A 16,691-nucleotide genomic window follows, 5' to 3' on the forward strand; every position below is an offset into this window, starting at 1 on the left:
CCGTATCAACCCTTGTCTTCCGCCTCGGAGAGCGGCGGCCCCCACTCGAAGCCGCCCACCGGATCGTCGGTCGCCTCGGGCGGGTCGGTCGGGTCTATCGAGTCGCCCGCCTCGATCGGAACGACCCGGCCGACCTGAACCGCCGCCGGCGGCTCGCTCCGAATCGGTCGCCCGCCGTCGCCCGACACCGCGGGGACCGACGAGCCGTCGCCGGCAGGACCGGTCTGGGGAGTCGAACTCACGTCGCCAATCGCCGCGCTGCGGGCCGCGCCCGCCCCGTGAGTCACCGTCGCCCCGCGAGTCGCTCGCGGGGCGGAACGGGCGTCGGCGAGGGGCGTCCCCCCGGTGAGTGCTCCGGCCGCTCCCCGACCGTAGAGCCCGTGCGCGACGACGCGGGCGAGGAAGGCGAACGCGACGCCGACGACGATCGGCGCCGTCGGCGCCGCGAGGGCGTAGCCGACCGCGAGCGCCCCGGCCGCGAGCGTCCACCCGGTCGCGTACCGGCCCGTTGCGGCGACCCCGACCACCGTCCGCGGATTCAGTCCGTCTCTGACCCGGCCGGACGCGGCGAACGCGGCGAGCGCGGCGGGACGGACGTACGCGAACGCGAGGAGGTAGGCCCCGACGAGCGCGGCGACGAGGGCGACGGCGACCGCGGCGACCGCGATCGGGCCGTTCGGACCGAGCGCCGACTCGACGGCGGCCGCGGTCGACGCCGGATCGACGGGACCGGCGACGAGCGCGGCGGCCGCGAGGCCGGCGACCGCGAGACCGGCGACGAGCGGCGCGAGCAGCGCCGCCGACAGCACCGCCGACTTGAGGCCGTCTCGGACCAGCTCGCCCCAGGCGACGAGCGACGGCGCGCCGGCGGGGTCGCCGGCTTGGATTCCGGCGCGCGTCACCCGGACGAAGTAGCCGCGCGCCACGAGCGACGGCGCGAGCGCGACGGGGGCCGCGACGGCGACCGCCGGGCTGACGAAGAGGACCCCGCCGAGCCACAGCGGCGTCAGGGTCCACGCCAGCAACGTCACGGCGCCGCCGACGAGGACGACGCCCGCGGTGTCGTCGGTTCGCGCCAGCGCCGTTACGGCCGCGGTGAGCATGTGACTCCACACAAGGGCGGGAGCCGCATAAATGGTCCCCGCCCGAGCGTTTATATCACTCCACGGAATACAACGAGGTGGCCGCGCGGGACAATCGTGTGCCTCTGACAACCTATCGCGGCCGCCGTTCGGCGGTCGCCCCCCGTCCGCGGCTTTCGACCGACTTCACCCCTCCAGCGACGGTTCGGTCGCGTGCCGGTACCGATTTATTCCGCCCCGCCGACGGATCGGGTATGACCGGCGACGAGCGGACGGCCGATCTGGAGCCGGAACTCAGGAGCTACGGGATCAGCGTCGAATCGATCGACGAGGGCGACCCGCTGGAGCTGACGTACATGACCGCGTTCCCCGGCCGCGAGGTTCACCACGGCGAGATCGGGCGCGCGCTCAACGCGCTCATCGACGAGGCCGAGGCCGACGAGTGGGACCCCGTCCGCGTCGAGGGCACCGTCGTGCGGTCCCCCGGCGACGTCCTCGGCACGTGGCGCGCCGAGGGCGAGTGGTTCGAGGCGCTCACGAGCTACGAGATATCCGAGACTGAGTTCTCCGCACGCGTGTTGGACACGCTCAGCCACGAGGCCGAAGCCGTAGACGCGGGCGACGGGGCAGCCGACGCCGGCGATCCGGAGGTCGACCGGTGACCCGCCGCGACCCGATCAACCGGGCGCAGCGCCGCCTCGCGCGGCCGCCCCGCGAGCGGTTCGCCACCCGCGCGGTCGCGTTCGACGTCGGCGGCGCGACCTGTCGCGGGACGCTGTACCTCCCCGGCGGCGACGCCGACGACCCCCCGGTCGTCGTGATGGCGCCCGGGCTCGGCGCGGAGCGGAGCTTCGGCTACCCCGCCGTCGCGGAGCGGTTCGCCGACGCGGGCTACGCCGCCCTCCTCTTCGATCACCCGGAGTTCGGCGACTCCGACGGCGACTCGCAGGCCGTCGACCTCGCCCGCCAACGCGCGGCCTACGAGGGCGCGATCGACCGTGCGCGACGCGTCGACGACGCGGGCGACGCCCTCGTGCTGTGGGGCGCGTCGCTGTCGGCGGCGCACGTCCTGACGCTCGCCGCGGAGCGCCGCGACGTCGACGCGGTCGTCGGGCTCGTCCCGATGCTCGACGGGCGAGCGATCGCGCTCCGGCGCGGCGGGAAGTACCTCGCGCGCGCCGGCGCGGCCGGGCTCCGCGACCTGCTCGGCCACCGGATCGGCCGCGGGCGTACCGTTCCGATCGTCGGCGACCCGGAGGAGTGCGCGGCGATCACGGAGCCGGGGGCCGAACGGAAGTACATCGATCTCGTCGACCGCGAGTCGGCGTGGCGCAACGAGACCCCCGCTCGCTCGCTGCTCGGACTCCCCCGCTACCGTCCCGTGACGCGATTCGACGATATCGACGCCCCGACGCTGCTGTTGGCGGGGACCGACGACGCCATCGTGGACGCCGAGTCGGTCGCCGCCGCCGGCGAGTCGCTCTCGCGGGGCACCGTCGTCACGATGCCCGCCGACCACTTCTCGGTGCTCGGCGACGACTTCGAGGGCGCGATCGGCCACCAGCTGTCGTTCCTCAAGGACGCGCTCGAATAGACGAGGGCTCGGAGCCGCGCTCCCCGACGATCGTTTAAGTAGCCACCACACCCACTCACGTCCATGACCACGATAGCGATGCTGAGCGTCGCGCCGGTGATCGAGGAGAGCATGGCCGAGGAGGTCGCGAAGGCCGCCGCCGCGCTCGACGAGTTCGACGTGAGCTACGAGACGAACCCGATGGGAACCGTGATCGAGGCCGACGACGCCGAGACGCTGTTCGCGGCCGCGGCGGCGGCCCACGACGCCGTCGACGGCGACCGCGTCTCGACGGTCCTCAAGATCGACGACAAGCGGACGAGCGACGGGACCGCCGCCGAGAAAGTCGACGCCGTCGAGGCGCAGCTCGGCCGGGAGGCGAAGCGGGAGCGCTGAGCGGGAACGGCGGTCGACACCCGAGTCGCTCCGTTATCCCTTGATGTTACAGACGGGGAACGTGCGGGCCACCTTGTCGCCGATTCCGAGCTCGTCGCTCACGCGGATCACCTCGTCGATGTCCTTGTAGACGCCGGGGGCCTCCTCGGCGATGGTCGCGCCGGACTGCGCTTTGACGTAGATCTTCTTGCCCTCTTCGAGGTCGTCTTGAACGTCACCGCCCCAGAACTCCTGTTTCGCCTGCGTCCGGCTCATCAGGCGGCCGGCGCCGTGGGCGGTCGAGCCGAACGACACCGACATCGACTCGTCGCCGCCGCGGAGGACGTACGACCCCGCGCCCATGCTCCCGGGGATGATGACGGGCTGGCCGACGTCTCGGTAGGTCTCGGGAACGTCCGCGTTGCCGGCGGGGAACGCCCGCGTCGCCCCCTTGCGGTGGACGTACAGCTCGCGCTCCTCGCGGTCGACGGCGTCGTCGCCGACGGCGGGACGCCCCTCGGCGTCGACGCCGACCTCGTGGGTCTCCTTCTTCGCGATGTTGTGCGCCACGTCGTACAGGAGCTCCATCCCGAGGTCGTCGATCGGGTCGGCGTCGAACACCTCGCCGAACGTCTCGCGGGCCTGGTGGGTGATGAGCTGGCGGTTCGCCCACGCGAAGTTGATGCACGCGCCCATCGCGCCGTAGTACTCGTCGGCCAACTCGGAGCCGGCGGGGGCCGCCGCGAGCTCCCTGTCCGGCAGCTCGGCGAGCAGGTCGCCGTGTTCCTTCTCGATCCGCCGGAGGTAGTCGTTACAGGTCTGGTGGCCCAGCCCGCGGCTCCCGCAGTGGATCAGGACGACGATCCCGTCCTCTCGGAGGCCGTAGGCGTCGGTGACCCCCTCCCGGAACACGTCGGTGACGCGCTGGACTTCGAGGAAGTGGTTGCCCGACCCGAGCGACCCCATCTGGTTTCGCCCGCGGTCCATCGCCTTCTGGCTCACGTACTCCGGGCGCGCGTCCGGCCGCCGACCCTCGTCCTCGCAGCGCGCGAGGTCGCTCTCGATCCCGTATCCCTCCTCGACCGCCCACTCGACGCCGCGTTCGAGGGCGCCCTCGATCGCGTCGGCCGTGCCGTCGATCACGCCGCCGCCGCCGAGCCCCGATGGGACCGCCTCGAACAGCGCGTCGACCAGCTCCGCCTCGCGGCCGCGCACGTCGTCGTAGGTGAGGTTCGTCCGGACCATCCGGACGCCGCAGTTCGAAACGACGAACCCGTTCGCGAGGAATGTGTGGGCGTCGTGTGTCACGCCGAGGTCGTACACGGGCTTCGACCCCGCCTCTCGGATACCCTCCACTTCGACGGCGACGGCACCGTCCGGTCGGACGTCGAGTTCGGAACGATACTCTTCGAATCCGGGGAACTCACCACCGGGACGTGGGCGGCTCTCGCGCCCACTCCAGACGCTTCGTTCAACGAACCGGTCGTTGATGTCGAACCGGTCCACGATGTCCGAAACGTCACACCCCCCGTCTGCGAGCGCCTTCGCCTCGGAAGCGATCGATCCACGCCGCTCGATTTCTCTCTCTTTGGTCCGGAGATACTGGACGGCTTCCATCGCGCCGCGCTGCTTTTCGGGGTGGTACCGATAGCCGACGCGACTGAAGAACCGGATCAGATTCTCCGAGTCGTTTTTGACGCCCAACCGGAGCCGGAGCGTCGAAGCCGAACTGTTCGTGTCTGTTTCGAACGATTCGATGTCGTTGGTCCGGATACCGATCCGGTCGAAGAACGCCGCCATGTCCTCGAAAAACTCTCTTCCGGCTGCTTCCGTGTCCAAGGTTCGGGTTTGTGAGACTTTCGGACAGTAGAGGTTCTTGTCGTGCTGTGCCGCCGGCTCGTTCATCTCGGCGCCGAAATACGTCGAGTAGAAGAGCGCCTGCTGCCAGTCAGGCAGCCGACCGAGATAGTCTGGCGTCGTGAATCCCGACGATACTTTTGATCCCTCCGGGACCCCAAGTTCGACGAACACGCGTCGCAGCGCCTTGGAGGTCGTCTTGAAGCTGTACTCCGTCCGTTCGAACGTGTTCCCGTCGATGTCGTGTGACCGATCACGTTCGTAGATTTTCGACGGCGTGAACCCGATGGCGCGAACGTCGTCTCGGATCTCCTCCAGTTCGTCTGGTGATCCGTAGAACCACGTCTGGCCCTCTCCTCCGTAGGACCCGTCGCCGAGGAGGAAGCCGACGATCTTGAGCAGTCGGTTGAACGCCTCGTCCGTTGAGCGGAGCGGAAGCAGCCCCCGTTTTTCAAGTACCCGCCGTATCTGCGGATTCGCGTCTTCGAAATCGTCGGCTGAGAGGATAGTACAGTCCTCGGGGGCTTCGTGTTCGAGTCCTTCGAACGGATGGACGTACACCTCGTCCCCCGCGTCGAGGTCATCGACGGTGACCATCCCGTCTGGAGTCTCGAATCGGTGGTCAGCGGTCGCCTCGATTCGCCGACCGGTCGACGTTTCGAGTTCGTGAACCGATTTCGATCCGGATTCGGTGAACAGTTGAATCTCCGATGCTAGCAGGTCTTCACCTGTCGCGACGGCCGCGCGCTCGTCCTCGAATCGATCTCTAAGCGTTTCGAGCGAGGCCCGACGACCGAACGAGAGTCGGACATCGGTGTCGCCCGGCAAGCAGTTGATGTCGTAGCCGACCGCTCCGGGAGAAATACAGCCGTTCTCGGCGTCGATCGCGCCGACGCCGCCAACCGGGAACCCGTACCCCTGATGGCCGTCGGGCATACAGAGGGCGGGCTCGACGATGCCGGGGAGGTGGGTGGCGTTTCGCAGCTGCTTGAGCGAGTCGTCGTCGCCGATCGCCTCCAGCAGCGACTCGCTGGCGAGGACCCGCGCCGGGACGTTCATGTCGCCCTCGCGGGGGAGCTCCCAGACGTGTTCGCGCACCCGCTCCAACTCGATCCCGCCGAACTCGCGCGTGGTCATGCGCCGTCTTTCGACGCCGGAGGGGAAGGGCGTTGCGTCAGCGCGCGCGGGTGCGAACACGCCCGTCGGGGTGCGAGCCCGGCCGCTCGCCTGCGGTCTCACCGATCGACCGGATCGATCGGCAGCCAGTCGACCGCGCCCTCGGCGAGCGTGAACGCGGCGAAGACCCGCCCGAGGACGAGCCCGTACAGCAGGTGCGCGACCGCGATGACGACGCCGAACTCGAACCCCGCCGTCAGCCCCGGCACCGGAAGCGTCGGCACCGGCAGCGAGGTCGCGCCCTCGATCGCGATCGCGGCCGGCAACAGCAGCCCGCCGGTGATCACGCCGAGCAGCGCGGAGTGGACGATGCCCAGCGAGAGGCAGCCCCCCACGTCCCCCCGCAGGTCGGCGAAGAGGGGGCGGTCGAAGACGGCGACGAACAGGCCCCCGAACAGCGTGCTGTTGAACAGGTGAACGACCCACCCCGCGAGGACCGTCTCGACGCCGATCAGCGCGCCGATCGTCGGCATGAGCCCGAGGCCGAAGTGTAACACGAGGCCCATCGCGGCGCCGGCGACGAACCCCGAGACCGCTCCCGCGCGCCACCGTCGCCTCCCGCCCGTCGGTTCGCTCCCGCCGCTCCGGTCAGAGTACAACATACGTTACCAACGCCCTCGATAAATATAATGGTTCCTCACGGAGTGCCGCAAGACGGGGTCTCACTGCCTCACACGTCGAGCACGACGTACGCGTACCAGCCGTCGCCGCGGCGTTCGAGCGCCATCTCGGAGTACGTGACCGCCTTGATCTCCCGGGCGGCCACCGCGTCGAGGGGGACCCCCCGGGCGCTGGCGGTGAGCCGCCACTCGCTCGGCTCCGGGTCGCGCTCGTCGGGCTGGTCGTCGTCGCCGCCTCCGCGGGTCGGCGTCGCCGACTCTGCTTCGGCGGTCGGCTCGACGACCGTACAGCGGTGGTCGGCCGGGAGCACGAGCCGCACGTCGCGCTCGTAGATCAGTTGGTCGAGGTAGTCGAACAGCAGGGCCTCCCGGCTCTCGGCGGCGACCTCGAACTCGAACCGGTCGCCGCCGGTCTCCGGAACCGACTCCGCGCTCGCCGCGGTGAGCCCGTCGGCGACCGCCGCGAACAGCGCCGAGAGGTCGTCGGCCGTCGCCTCGACGGCGACGTCGGCGGTGTGGTCGCGGAGCTCGTACGTCATCGGTCGTCGCTCCCGCCGTCAGCCTCGTTCGTTCCGCCGCCCCCGTCGCGGGGCTCCTCGGCGCCGTCCACCCCCTCGTCGGTCTGAAACCGCGCGTCGATCGTCCGCTCGGGCGCGCCGGCGCGGAGGTCGTTCGGGTCGACGTCGTCGAGGTCGGCCGCGACCTCCTCCAGCGCGACGCCGCTCGTGACCAGCGCGCGGATCCCCTCGTCGACGGTCAGCTCCACGTCGACGACCCGACGGTCCGGGACGAACACGACGTGGCCGCCCATCACCGGGTTCGGCGCCATCGGCATGAACAGCGTTCGCATGCCGTCCCCCTCGCCGTCCGCGTGGCCCGCGATCACCTCCGGCGTCTCACTGGTGACGAACGCGAGGGTGTACGTCTCCTCCGTCGGGAACTCCACGAGGACGACCTCGCGGAAGTTCCCGCCGTCCGAGTCGAGCATCGCGTCGCTCATCTGTCGGAACCCCTGATAGACGGAGCCGACGCCCGGCACCCGCTCGACAGCGTAGTCGACGTACGCGACGGCGCGCTCGCCGTACCGCGAGGACTCGACGGCCGCCCCGATGATGACGATCGCGGCCACGAACACGACCGGCGTCGCGATCTCGATCGCGAGCTCGCGGGATATCGCGCCGACGACCGGCAGGCCGCCCCCCGGCGACACGGCGACGATCGCCGACGAGAAGGCGTCGAGGTAGTCGTACACCGCGTTGAACGCGAACGCGAGGACGGCGAGCGTAATGACGGCGGGAACGATGACGGCGATGCCGGTCAGGAACGCCCGTCGGACCAGCTCCACGCCCGACGACTCGTCGGTCATTGATCTCGACCACGCCCGAGCGCGACAAAACGTTTCCGTCGCGGTCGCACCGTTTCCGTTCTCGCTGGCGGCGGAACCGCCCGCAACCGTTCTCGCTGTCGGCGGAGTCGGCCGCAACGGTCCCCGCTGGCGGCGAAGCCGCCCGCAACGGTCCCCGCTGGCGGTGGAGTTATATTCTGCCCGCGTGTTAGGTCTCCCCAGTGAGCGTCAACGTCGAAAAGCGGATCGACCCGCCCGGCGAGTCCGACTACGCGACCGCCGCGTGGGAGCTCAAAGAGCGAATCCGATCCGCCGAGGGCGTCCTTCGACAGCGACGCGGATTCTTCGTCGACGCGTACCGCCGGTCGACCGCCCACCTGCTCGTCGAGAACGACCGGCTCGTCGCGTTCGCCTCCGTCCGCCGCGACGGCTACATCCTCTTTCTCGCCGTTCACCCCGACCACCGCGGCCGCGGCCACGCCGAGCGGCTGATCGCCGACGTCGCGGAGAATAACCGGTCGGTCACCTGCCACGCCCGCACCACCAACCGCCGGGCGCTCGGGTTCTACGAGCATCTCGGCTTCGAGGTCATCCGCCGCATCGACGACTACTACGAGGACGGCGGCGACGCCTACTACCTCAAGCTCGGCGGCGAGTCGCTCCGCGAGCGACTCTCCGGATTCGTCGGCCGGTAACGGGATCAGGAGATCGCCCCGTGTTCACCGGTCTCACGCGACCACAATTCGTTTCATCACCCCTGTCGAACCCGACGGTATGACCGACCACGACCGGATCGAAGCGGTCGCGCGGGCGGCCGTTCTCGCCGGGGGCGCGGAGCTTCGCGCCCGGTATCGAGACGGCGATACCGAAGCCGAGTACGGGGCGCACGACGTGAAGGCGGCGGCCGACGTGGCGGCCGAGTCCCGGATGCTCCCCGTCGTCCGCGAGGCGTTCCCGAACCACGCGGTGTTCGCCGAGGAGGCGGGCGAGTTCGCGGGCACGGAGCCGTACCGATGGATAATCGACCCGCTCGACGGCACCAACGACTTCGCCGCGGGCCTGCCGACGTTCGCATCGTCGGTCGCGGTCCTCCGGGACGGGGAGCCGCTCGTCGCGGCCCTCCACCAGCCGGCGACGGACGAGACGTACGTCGCGCGTTCCGGCGACGGCGTTCGGTACGGCGGCGACCGCGTCGGCGTCGACGACGTGCCGGAAACGGGTGGGTCCGAGGGAGGTGGTGGAGGGTCCAAGGGAGACGGAGGCTCTGAGAGAGATGGAGGCTCTGAGGCAGACGGAGGGGCCGAGAACGACGTCGGGAGCGCCACCGTCGCGGTGATCGTCGGCCGCGACGTGCCCCGCGACCCGGCGCTCGCGGCCGAGGCGGACGCCCTCCGAGCCGCGCTCGGCGACCGCGTCAAGCGCGTGGTCGACAGCTGGGCGCCGACGGTTCACTCGGGGCTGTTCGCCCGCGGCCGGCTCCGGGGGCTCGTCCAGTTCCGTCCGGACGAGGAGGAACAGGCCGTCACCGAACTGCTCGCGTCCGAGGCCGGCGCCGCGGTCCGGCGCGACGGGGATCTGTACGTCGCCGCGACCGACGAGGCGACGCTCGGCGAACTGTGGTCGACGCTCGACGGCGCGGACCGGTGACCCCGAAAACCGACAGCCATTAGCACGCGCCGCGAGGAGACGCGGGCATGACCGACGCCACTCCCGCGTCGCTCGCGGAACGCGTCCGCGACGGCGAGCTCCGCTTCCACGAACTCGAAGACCACGCCGACGCCGACGCCGCGGCCGCGGCGCGCCGGCTGCTCGTCGCGGAGGCGACCGACGCCGACCTCGACCCCCTCGGCGAGTACGCGTTCGACGCCGACGCCGTCCACGGGTCGAACATCGAGAACACGCTCGGGGGCGTCCAGGTCCCCGTCGGCGTCGCGGGGCCGGTGACCGTCGACGGCGGCGCGGCCTCGAGCGAGCGCTACCTGCCGCTGGCGACCACCGAGGGGGCGCTGGTCGCGTCGATCAACCGCGGCTGCTCCGTGATCGACGACGGCGGCGGCGCGACCGCGCGCGTGACCAAGAGCGGGATGACCCGCGCGCCGGTGTTCCGGGTCGGCGGCGTCGCGGAGGCCGAGGCGCTCGTCGACTGGGTGCGCGACAACGTGCCCGCGCTCGCCGAGGCCGCGGAGTCGACGACGAGCCACGGCGAGCTGCTCGACGTGACGCCGTACGTCGTCGGCAACAACGTCTTCTGCCGGTTCCGCTACGACACGAAGGACGCGATGGGGATGAACATGGCCACCATCGCCACGCGGGAGGCCTGCGACGTTGTCGAGGCGGAGACGGACGCCTCGCTCGTCGCGCTGTCGGGCAACCTCTGTTCGGACAAGAAGCCGGCCGCGATCAACGCGGTCGAGGGGCGCGGGCGCTCGGTCGTCGCCGACGCGACGATCCCCCGCGGGGTCGTCGAGAACCGACTCCACACGACCCCGGAGGCGATCGCGGAGATCAACACCCGGAAGAACCTCGTCGGCTCCGCGAAGGCCGGCGCGCTCGGCTTCAACGCCCACGTCGCCAACGCGGTCGCGGCGATGTTCCTCGCCACCGGGCAGGACGAGGCGCAGGTCGTCGAGGGCGCGAACGCGATCACGACCGCCGAGGCGACCGCCGACGGCGACCTCTACGTCTCCGTCTCGCTGGCGAGCCTCGAAGTGGGGACCGTCGGCGGCGGGACGAAGCTCCCGACCCAGCGGGCGAGCTTAGAGATCCTCGGCGTCGCCGGGGGCGGGGACCCGGCCGGGAGCAACGCCGACGCGCTCGCGGAGTCGATCGCGGTGTGCGCGCTCGCGGGCGAGCTCTCCCTGCTCGCCGCGCTCGGCTCGCGGCACCTCTCGTCGGCGCACGAGGAGCTCGGACGATAGCCGGCTTCGGCCGACGACCCCGCGCTCTCAGTCCGACCAGCGCGGGCAGTCGTCGCGGAGCGCCTCGCGTCCCGCGTCGGTGACTCGGTACATCGCCTCGCCGGAGACGCGCTCGACGAGTCCGGCGTCGACCAGCGCCGTCAGCCGCGACTCCACGTGGTCGTCGTACAGCCCCGTGTTCCCCGCGATGAACGCCTGGTAGTCGGCGCCGACGTCGGCGAGGTACGAGAGCAGCCGCTCGTCGGACCGCGTGAGCGACGGGCGGTCGGGGTCGATCCCCTCTCTCCCTCCCTGCTCGGAACCGTCCACCGAACGGTCGGCCGACTGTGCGTCGGGTGCGTCCATCTCACACGTGGTGACGAATACCACAGTAAAGGGGTCACCGGCGGTTCTCACTCGTTGGGAGTCGCTCGGACTCGGACGAACGTGTTCGTCACCAAACCCGTCCTCTGAACGCGTTTCCGACGACGGTTCCGACCGGTTCAGTCGTCGGCGCTGGTAGACGACGCACCGGCGGCGTCGCTTCCCACCGCACGCTCGGGCAGCATCGGCGTCCCGTCGGCGCGCGGGCCGAGCCGCGGGCCGTGCGGGCCGTCGTCGGGGTCGATCCGGCGACGGGTCCGGTAGTCGGTGGAGCGCTCGACGGGCGTCCGGCCGATCGCCGTTATCATTTCGACGTAGTCGTCGAACGAGCGGTACTCGCCGTACTCGCCGCCCGCGCGGCTGGTGATCTCCTCGGAGAGGATTGTGCCCATGAAGTCGTCGGCGCCGCAGTTGAGCAGCTTCAGCCCGTGGGCGTCGCCCGACTTCACCCACGAGGCCTGGACGTGGTCGACGTTGTCCAAGAAGAGCCGCGCGACCGCGACCACGAGTTCGTCCTCGGCGCGCGAGGGGCCGGAGTCGACGACGCCGCGGCGGTAGAGGGGGGTGTTCTGGTGGATGAAGGAGAGGGGGACGAACTCCGTGATCGCGCCCGTCCGGTCCTGGAGGTCGCGGATCACTCCGAGGTGCTCCGCGCGGTGTTCGACCGTCTCGACGTGGCCGTACATCATCGTCGAGGTGACGTCTAAGCCGGCGGCGGCCGCGCCCTCCATCGCGGCCACCCAGTCGTCGGTGCGGATCTTCCCCGGACAGATCACGTCGCGGACCTCGTCGACGAGGATCTCGGCGGCCGTGCCCGGCGCGGAGTCGAGCCCGGCGCCGGCCAGTTCGCGGTAGACGGACTCGTACGTCCAGTCGGTCCCGCGTCTCGCGTGGTACGCCTCCTCGGGCGTCATCGAGTGGAGGTGGACGCCGCCGACCGACATCGCGTTCATCTGCTCGACGTAGGTGCCGGGGTCGGTGTCGTACGCCGCGGGCGGCTTGTAGTTCACCTCGCTCGCGGGGTCGTCGTACGCGGCGAGGATCTCGTGGTGCTCCTCGTTCAGCGCGAACGCCGGGTGGAGCCCCGAGACGGAACACACCTCGTAGATCCCCATGTCGAGGGCGTCCTCGACCACCGCGCGCGACTCGGTCGGGGTCTTCGTGAACCCGGCGTGGTCGGCGTCGCTGTCGGCCTCGAACGCGTGCGCGGTGTCCTTGAAGTTACAGAACAGACAGCCCGTGTTACAGGCCGTCGTGACGTTGTTGTTGAGGTTGGCGACGAAGGTGACCTCGTCGCCGACCGCCTCGCGTCGCCGTCGGTCGGCGGCCTCCAGCACCGCCTCCTTGCGGACGGGGTCGATCCCCTCGCGGTCCGTCCCGGTGGCGAGCAGTTCGGTCGCGTCGTCGACCGTCAGCCGGACGCCGTCGCGGGCCTTCGAGAGCGCGTTCTCGAACGACTGGTCGGTCCCGGGCGTCGCGAAGTCGAACTCGTTCGCGCCGCTCTCCGGTCCGCCGCCCTCGCCCTCGTTCGATCCGCTCGCGTCGGATCCGCCGCCCGAACTCATCCCGTAACGCTCCCGGTTCCACCCTGATAAACGGGCGGGTCGCGACAGACAGAACACGACAATTGGACACCCGAACTGCGGTGGCGCGTGCCTGCGAGCGGCGCTTCGCGCCGCGAGCCAGCACGCGCGAGGGAGTCGGGCGCGACGAGGGCGACCGAAGGGAGCCCGAAGACGCGCCCGACGAGGCTGGGGAGGCGTGAGGTGCGGGGCGGTCGCGGTCGGGCGGGACTCGAAGGGGCAGTCGGAAGGCGGGCGCAGGCGACGTAAGCACCGCAGCGAAGGAGCGGTAGCGACTGAGCGAGGAGCACAGCGAGCGTGCGCCCGCCTTCCGGCTGGGGCTTCGGGAGTGCTCGTGTCGATCAGCGATTTATGACCAGTACCCGTCTCGCCCGGCCGAGCGGCTGGGGCTGTGACGGTGTCCGTCACCGATCCGCCCGAGTCCCCTCACGCCAACTCCCGGTAATCTCGGTCCTCGTCGCCGTGCGAACGCACCCACAGCTCGCCGATCCGCGAGAGGCTCGTCCGGTAGGACTTCCCGTGTTCCTCGCGCTCGATGTACCCCTTGCCGCCGGGGCCGAGCCGGTCGACGTTGTAGATCACCTTCGAGCGGAACGAGTCGGTGTACTCCTCGTTGAGTTCGGCCGCGAGCGTCTCCGCCAGCTCGGAGACGGACTCGAACTCGCCGTGCTCGCCGAGCGTGAACAGCACGAGCTCCTCGAACGGCTTGACGTTCTGGAAGGAGGCGACCGGAAGCTCGATCACGTGGTCGTCGCCGATGCGCTTGGCGCCGATGGTGGTGCCGCGCTCGTCGAACTCCGCGAGCAGGTCGGTGGTGCTCGCCAGCCGGTCGGCGACGCGGTCGGGGTCGACGCCCGCGTCCGCGAGCGGCTCGTCGCTGCTCCCGCCGTCGCCGGCGTCGAGGTCGCGCAGGAGGTCGCGCGTCGCGCGCAGCTCTTCGGCGAGTTCGGTTTCGAGGTACTTCTCGGGCGCCGTGTAGTAGGTGTGGATGCGGTCGCGGTCCGCCTGCCGCTCGACCATGATCGAGTGGGCGGCGGTCGCGAACGCGAACGAGACGGGCCGGGGCATCGAACAGAGGTTCACCCACACCTCGCGCTCGTCGTCGCCCGCTCCCTCGTCCGCCCCCGCGTCGACGTCGTCCCGGTCCAGCTCCGCGTTTATCAGGTCGAAGGCGCGCTCGAAGGCGGCGTCGTAGTCGTACACGTCGTCCAGTCGCTCGCGGACCGTCTCCGCGCCGAGCAGGTTCCGGAAGTCCTGCTCCAGCTTGCGCGCGATGTTGCGCGAGTACTCGACGTTGGCCTCGCTGCCGACGGTGCCCTCCAAGAGGATCACCCGGTCGACGTCGAACTGGTCCCGGATGAGCGGGGCGATCATCCGGTCGTAGTCGAACCCGACGGGCACGACGTGGGTCTGCATACGCGGTAGGGAGTCGCGGGAGATATAAAAACGAGGAGATCCGCCGACTGCGGGACCGGCGACGGGCCGCTGTCCGAGAGGTTTAACGGGTCGCCCCCGAGACGGGGAATATGACGTTCGCGTTCGGCTTCCCGTTCTCCGCGGCGACGTACGCCCTCTTCGTCCTCTCCGCCGCGACGCTCGTCGCGACGCCGGGGCCGGACACGCTGTTCGTCCTCTCGCGGGCCGTCGAGGACCGACGGACGGGTCTTCACGCGGCGGCCGGCGTCACGACGGGCATCCTCTTTCACACCGCGCTCGTCGTCGTCGGCGTCGCGGCCGTCTACCGGACGATCCCCGGAGCGGAACCGCTGATCCGAACGGCCGGCGGCGTCTACCTCTGTTACCTCGGCGTCGACACGTTCTGGTCGGCCGGGACCGCGGCGCCGTCGACGGCCGGCGGGCTGCGCGAGGGGTTCCTCGTCAACGCGCTCAACCCGCAGGTCGCGCTGTTCTTCCTCGCGTTCCTCCCCGGGTTCGTTCCGGCCGGCGCGGGAGAGACGGTCCCGCTCGCCGTGTTGGGCGTGACGTACGCCGCGCTCACCGCGGCGTACCTCGGCGCCGTCGCGGTCCTCGCCGACGGGGCCGCCGCGTACCTCCGGTCCGACGGCCTCGACCGACTGCTGAACCGCGTCGCCGGGGCGGTCCTCGTCGCGCTCGGAGGCTGGCTGCTTCTCTCCTGATGGGCCGCCCCCGCGTTCGACGCGAGGGTCCGCGTCGATCCCACCGAGCCGCCCGCCGCGAACACTACGATTATGGCGTGGCAGTCCGTACCAATACACGGAATGTCACAGCAGGAGATCCAACAGGAACTGTACGTCGACCAGTACACGCTCGGGCTCGTCGGGCCCGACCAGGAGTGGGCGGGCACGGTCGCGGACGGCGGCACGGTGAAGACGTACACCCCGCCGGGCTGTTGGGGGCCGATGGTGACGCCCTCGTTCCGGGGCGGTCACGAGGTGACGCGGCCGATCCGCGTCGAGGGCGCGGAGATCGGCGACGCCGTCGCGATCCACATCCGCGACGTGGAGGTGACGAGCATGGCCACCAGTACCGGGTCGATGGCCGAACGGGAGGGCGCGTTCGGCGACGACCCCTTCGTCGACCACCGCTGCCCGGAGTGCGGGACGACGTGGCCCGACTCCGTCGTCGAGGGTACCGGCGAGGACGCGATCCGCTGTGCGGAGTGCGGCGCGAACGCCTCCTCGTTCGGCTTCGAGTACGGCTACACCGTCGCCTTCGACCACGAGAACGCGGTCGGGATCACGCTCGACAAAGAGGGCGCCCACGCGCTCGCGACCGACGCCGAGCGCGTGATGGACATCCCCGAGAACGCGCGTCAGCACCCGATCTTACTGTACGAGCCGGACGGGATGCCCGGGACGCTCGGCCGGCTCCGACCGTTCATCGGCAACATCGGCACCACGCCGCCGGTGACGATGCCCGACTCGCACAACGCCGGCGACTTCGGACAGAACCTGATCGGTGCCGACCACGACTACGGCGTCGAGACGGAGGAAGACCTCGACCTGCGCACCGACGGCCACATGGACGTGCCCGAGGTCCGCGCGGGCGCGACGCTGATCTGTCCGGTCGTCGTCGACGGCGGCGGGATCTACGTCGGCGACCTCCACGCGAACCAGGGCGACGGCGAGCTATCCTTACACACCACCGACGTGAGCGGCACCGTCACGATGGACGTGGAAGTGATCGAGGACGTCGACCTCGACGGTCCCGTCCTGCTCCCGAACGAGGAGGATCTCCCCTTTATCAGCAAGCCCTACAGCGACGACGAGGTCGCGGCGGGCGACGACCTCGGTGGCGAACACGGCGTCGACGTCGACACCGACGCCGCGCCGATTCAGGTTATCGGCTCGGGCGCGACCGTCAACGACGCCACGCAGAACGCCTTCGACCGCGCCGGCACGCTCCTCGGCATGAGCGAGGGCGAGGTCCGCGCCCGGTGTACGTTCACCGGCGGCGTCCAGATCGGGCGGCTCCCGGGGGTCGTCCAGCTCGACATGCTCGTGCCCGCGGACGTGCTCGCCGAGTCCGGGCTCGAAGACGTGACGCGCGAGCAGTACGACTTATAAAGAGTCGGCGCGCCCCGTCGATACCTCCCTTTTTGTGGACCCCTCGACACGAACACGCCCGAAGCCCCAGTCGCTCGGCTGTACTGCGTCAGTTCTCTTTATAAGTCGACGATCGACACTCCCGAAGCCCCAGCCGGGAGGCAGGCGCACGCTCGCTGCGCTCCTCGTCGCTCGTTCCACTCGCTCTTGCGGTGCTTGCGTCGCCTGCGCCTGCCTCCCGGCTGCCCCTTCGAGTCCCGCCCCCGCATCGC

Annotated in this window: 15 protein-coding genes and 2 pseudogenes; 8 read left to right on the forward strand and 9 right to left on the reverse strand. The window is 70.5% G+C overall.

What is annotated here, in order from left to right; translation table 11 throughout:
• Positions 1 to 5 precede the first annotated feature (5 nt).
• Positions 6 to 1,103, reverse strand: coding sequence for a DUF4013 domain-containing protein (locus tag EXE46_RS10590; RefSeq protein WP_137688364.1), 1,098 nt, complete (start codon positions 1,101 to 1,103; stop codon positions 6 to 8).
• Between the two features lie 233 nt (positions 1,104 to 1,336).
• On the opposite strand from EXE46_RS10590, the gene EXE46_RS10595 reads away from it, so the two are divergent.
• The 3 genes from EXE46_RS10595 to EXE46_RS10605 all read left to right on the forward strand — a co-directional run bounded on the left by EXE46_RS10595 (position 1,337) and on the right by EXE46_RS10605 (position 3,051).
• Positions 1,337 to 1,744: a hypothetical protein gene (locus EXE46_RS10595; RefSeq protein ID WP_137688365.1), complete on the forward strand. Its 408-nt coding sequence runs from the start codon at positions 1,337 to 1,339 to the stop codon at positions 1,742 to 1,744.
• Positions 1,741 to 2,676 carry an alpha/beta hydrolase gene (locus EXE46_RS10600; RefSeq protein WP_137688366.1) on the forward strand — a complete coding sequence of 312 codons (936 nt, stop codon included), beginning with the start codon at positions 1,741 to 1,743 and terminating at the stop codon, positions 2,674 to 2,676. Before EXE46_RS10595 ends, EXE46_RS10600 begins: the two co-directional genes overlap by 4 nt.
• A gap of 63 nt (positions 2,677 to 2,739) precedes the next feature.
• Positions 2,740 to 3,051 (forward strand): MTH1187 family thiamine-binding protein, encoded by a 312-nt coding sequence (locus EXE46_RS10605; RefSeq protein ID WP_137688367.1) that lies wholly within the window; start codon positions 2,740 to 2,742, stop codon positions 3,049 to 3,051.
• A 33-nt stretch (positions 3,052 to 3,084) separates the two neighbouring features.
• Here EXE46_RS10605 and EXE46_RS17740 read toward each other — a convergent pair.
• The 5 genes and pseudogenes from EXE46_RS17740 to EXE46_RS10625 all read right to left on the reverse strand — a co-directional run.
• Positions 3,085 to 4,356: pseudogene (locus EXE46_RS17740) on the reverse strand (RtcB family protein); the annotation flags it as partial.
• A 1,155-nt stretch (positions 4,357 to 5,511) separates the two neighbouring features.
• A pseudogene (locus EXE46_RS17690) lies at positions 5,512 to 6,024 on the reverse strand (RtcB family protein); the annotation flags it as partial.
• Between the two features lie 98 nt (positions 6,025 to 6,122).
• Positions 6,123 to 6,665, reverse strand: coding sequence for a hypothetical protein (locus tag EXE46_RS10615; protein ID WP_137688369.1), 543 nt, complete (start codon positions 6,663 to 6,665; stop codon positions 6,123 to 6,125).
• Between the two features lie 68 nt (positions 6,666 to 6,733).
• Complete coding sequence (locus EXE46_RS10620) at positions 6,734 to 7,222, reverse strand: archease (protein ID WP_137688370.1); 489 nt, start codon at positions 7,220 to 7,222, stop codon at positions 6,734 to 6,736.
• Positions 7,219 to 8,049 carry a DUF502 domain-containing protein gene (locus EXE46_RS10625; RefSeq protein WP_137688371.1) on the reverse strand — a complete coding sequence of 277 codons (831 nt, stop codon included), beginning with the start codon at positions 8,047 to 8,049 and terminating at the stop codon, positions 7,219 to 7,221. The genes EXE46_RS10620 and EXE46_RS10625 overlap by 4 nt, the downstream gene beginning before the upstream one ends.
• Positions 8,050 to 8,249: 200 nt before the next feature.
• Between EXE46_RS10625 and EXE46_RS10630 the strand changes: the two genes are divergently transcribed.
• From EXE46_RS10630 to hmgA, 3 genes are all read left to right on the forward strand, one after another.
• Positions 8,250 to 8,723: a GNAT family N-acetyltransferase gene (locus EXE46_RS10630; protein ID WP_137688372.1), complete on the forward strand. Its 474-nt coding sequence runs from the start codon at positions 8,250 to 8,252 to the stop codon at positions 8,721 to 8,723.
• A gap of 79 nt (positions 8,724 to 8,802) precedes the next feature.
• Complete coding sequence (locus EXE46_RS10635) at positions 8,803 to 9,675, forward strand: inositol monophosphatase family protein (protein ID WP_137688373.1); 873 nt, start codon at positions 8,803 to 8,805, stop codon at positions 9,673 to 9,675.
• Between the two features lie 47 nt (positions 9,676 to 9,722).
• Positions 9,723 to 10,946, forward strand: a complete 1,224-nt coding sequence (gene hmgA, locus EXE46_RS10640; protein ID WP_137688374.1) for a hydroxymethylglutaryl-CoA reductase (NADPH) — start codon at positions 9,723 to 9,725, stop codon at positions 10,944 to 10,946.
• A 27-nt stretch (positions 10,947 to 10,973) separates the two neighbouring features.
• Here the strand turns inward: hmgA and EXE46_RS10645 are convergent, their stop codons facing one another.
• The 3 genes from EXE46_RS10645 to EXE46_RS10655 all read right to left on the reverse strand — a co-directional run bounded on the left by EXE46_RS10645 (position 10,974) and on the right by EXE46_RS10655 (position 14,308).
• Positions 10,974 to 11,291: a DUF2250 domain-containing protein gene (locus tag EXE46_RS10645; RefSeq protein WP_137688375.1), complete on the reverse strand. Its 318-nt coding sequence runs from the start codon at positions 11,289 to 11,291 to the stop codon at positions 10,974 to 10,976.
• 137 nt (positions 11,292 to 11,428) lie between these two features.
• A complete protein-coding gene (gene cofH, locus EXE46_RS10650) occupies positions 11,429 to 12,874 on the reverse strand; it encodes a 7,8-didemethyl-8-hydroxy-5-deazariboflavin synthase subunit CofH (protein WP_137688376.1) in 1,446 nt (481 codons plus the stop codon).
• Positions 12,875 to 13,318: 444 nt separating this feature from the next.
• The gene (locus EXE46_RS10655; protein ID WP_137688377.1) at positions 13,319 to 14,308 is read right to left on the reverse strand and encodes a DUF6293 family protein; all 990 of its coding nucleotides are present in this window, start codon (positions 14,306 to 14,308) and stop codon (positions 13,319 to 13,321) included.
• 110 nt (positions 14,309 to 14,418) lie between these two features.
• Here EXE46_RS10655 and EXE46_RS10660 point away from each other — a divergent pair, with 110 nt between their 5' ends.
• Together EXE46_RS10660 and EXE46_RS10665 are read left to right on the forward strand one after the other, a co-directional pair.
• Positions 14,419 to 15,030, forward strand: coding sequence for a LysE family translocator (locus tag EXE46_RS10660; protein WP_137688378.1), 612 nt, complete (start codon positions 14,419 to 14,421; stop codon positions 15,028 to 15,030).
• Positions 15,031 to 15,132: 102 nt separating this feature from the next.
• Positions 15,133 to 16,440, forward strand: a complete 1,308-nt coding sequence (locus tag EXE46_RS10665) for an acetamidase/formamidase family protein (protein ID WP_137688379.1) — start codon at positions 15,133 to 15,135, stop codon at positions 16,438 to 16,440.
• Positions 16,441 to 16,691: the final 251 nt, after the last annotated feature.

This window comes from Halorubrum sp. GN11_10-6_MGM (assembly GCF_005435165.1).
Classification (GTDB): Archaea; Halobacteriota; Halobacteria; order Halobacteriales; family Haloferacaceae; genus Halorubrum.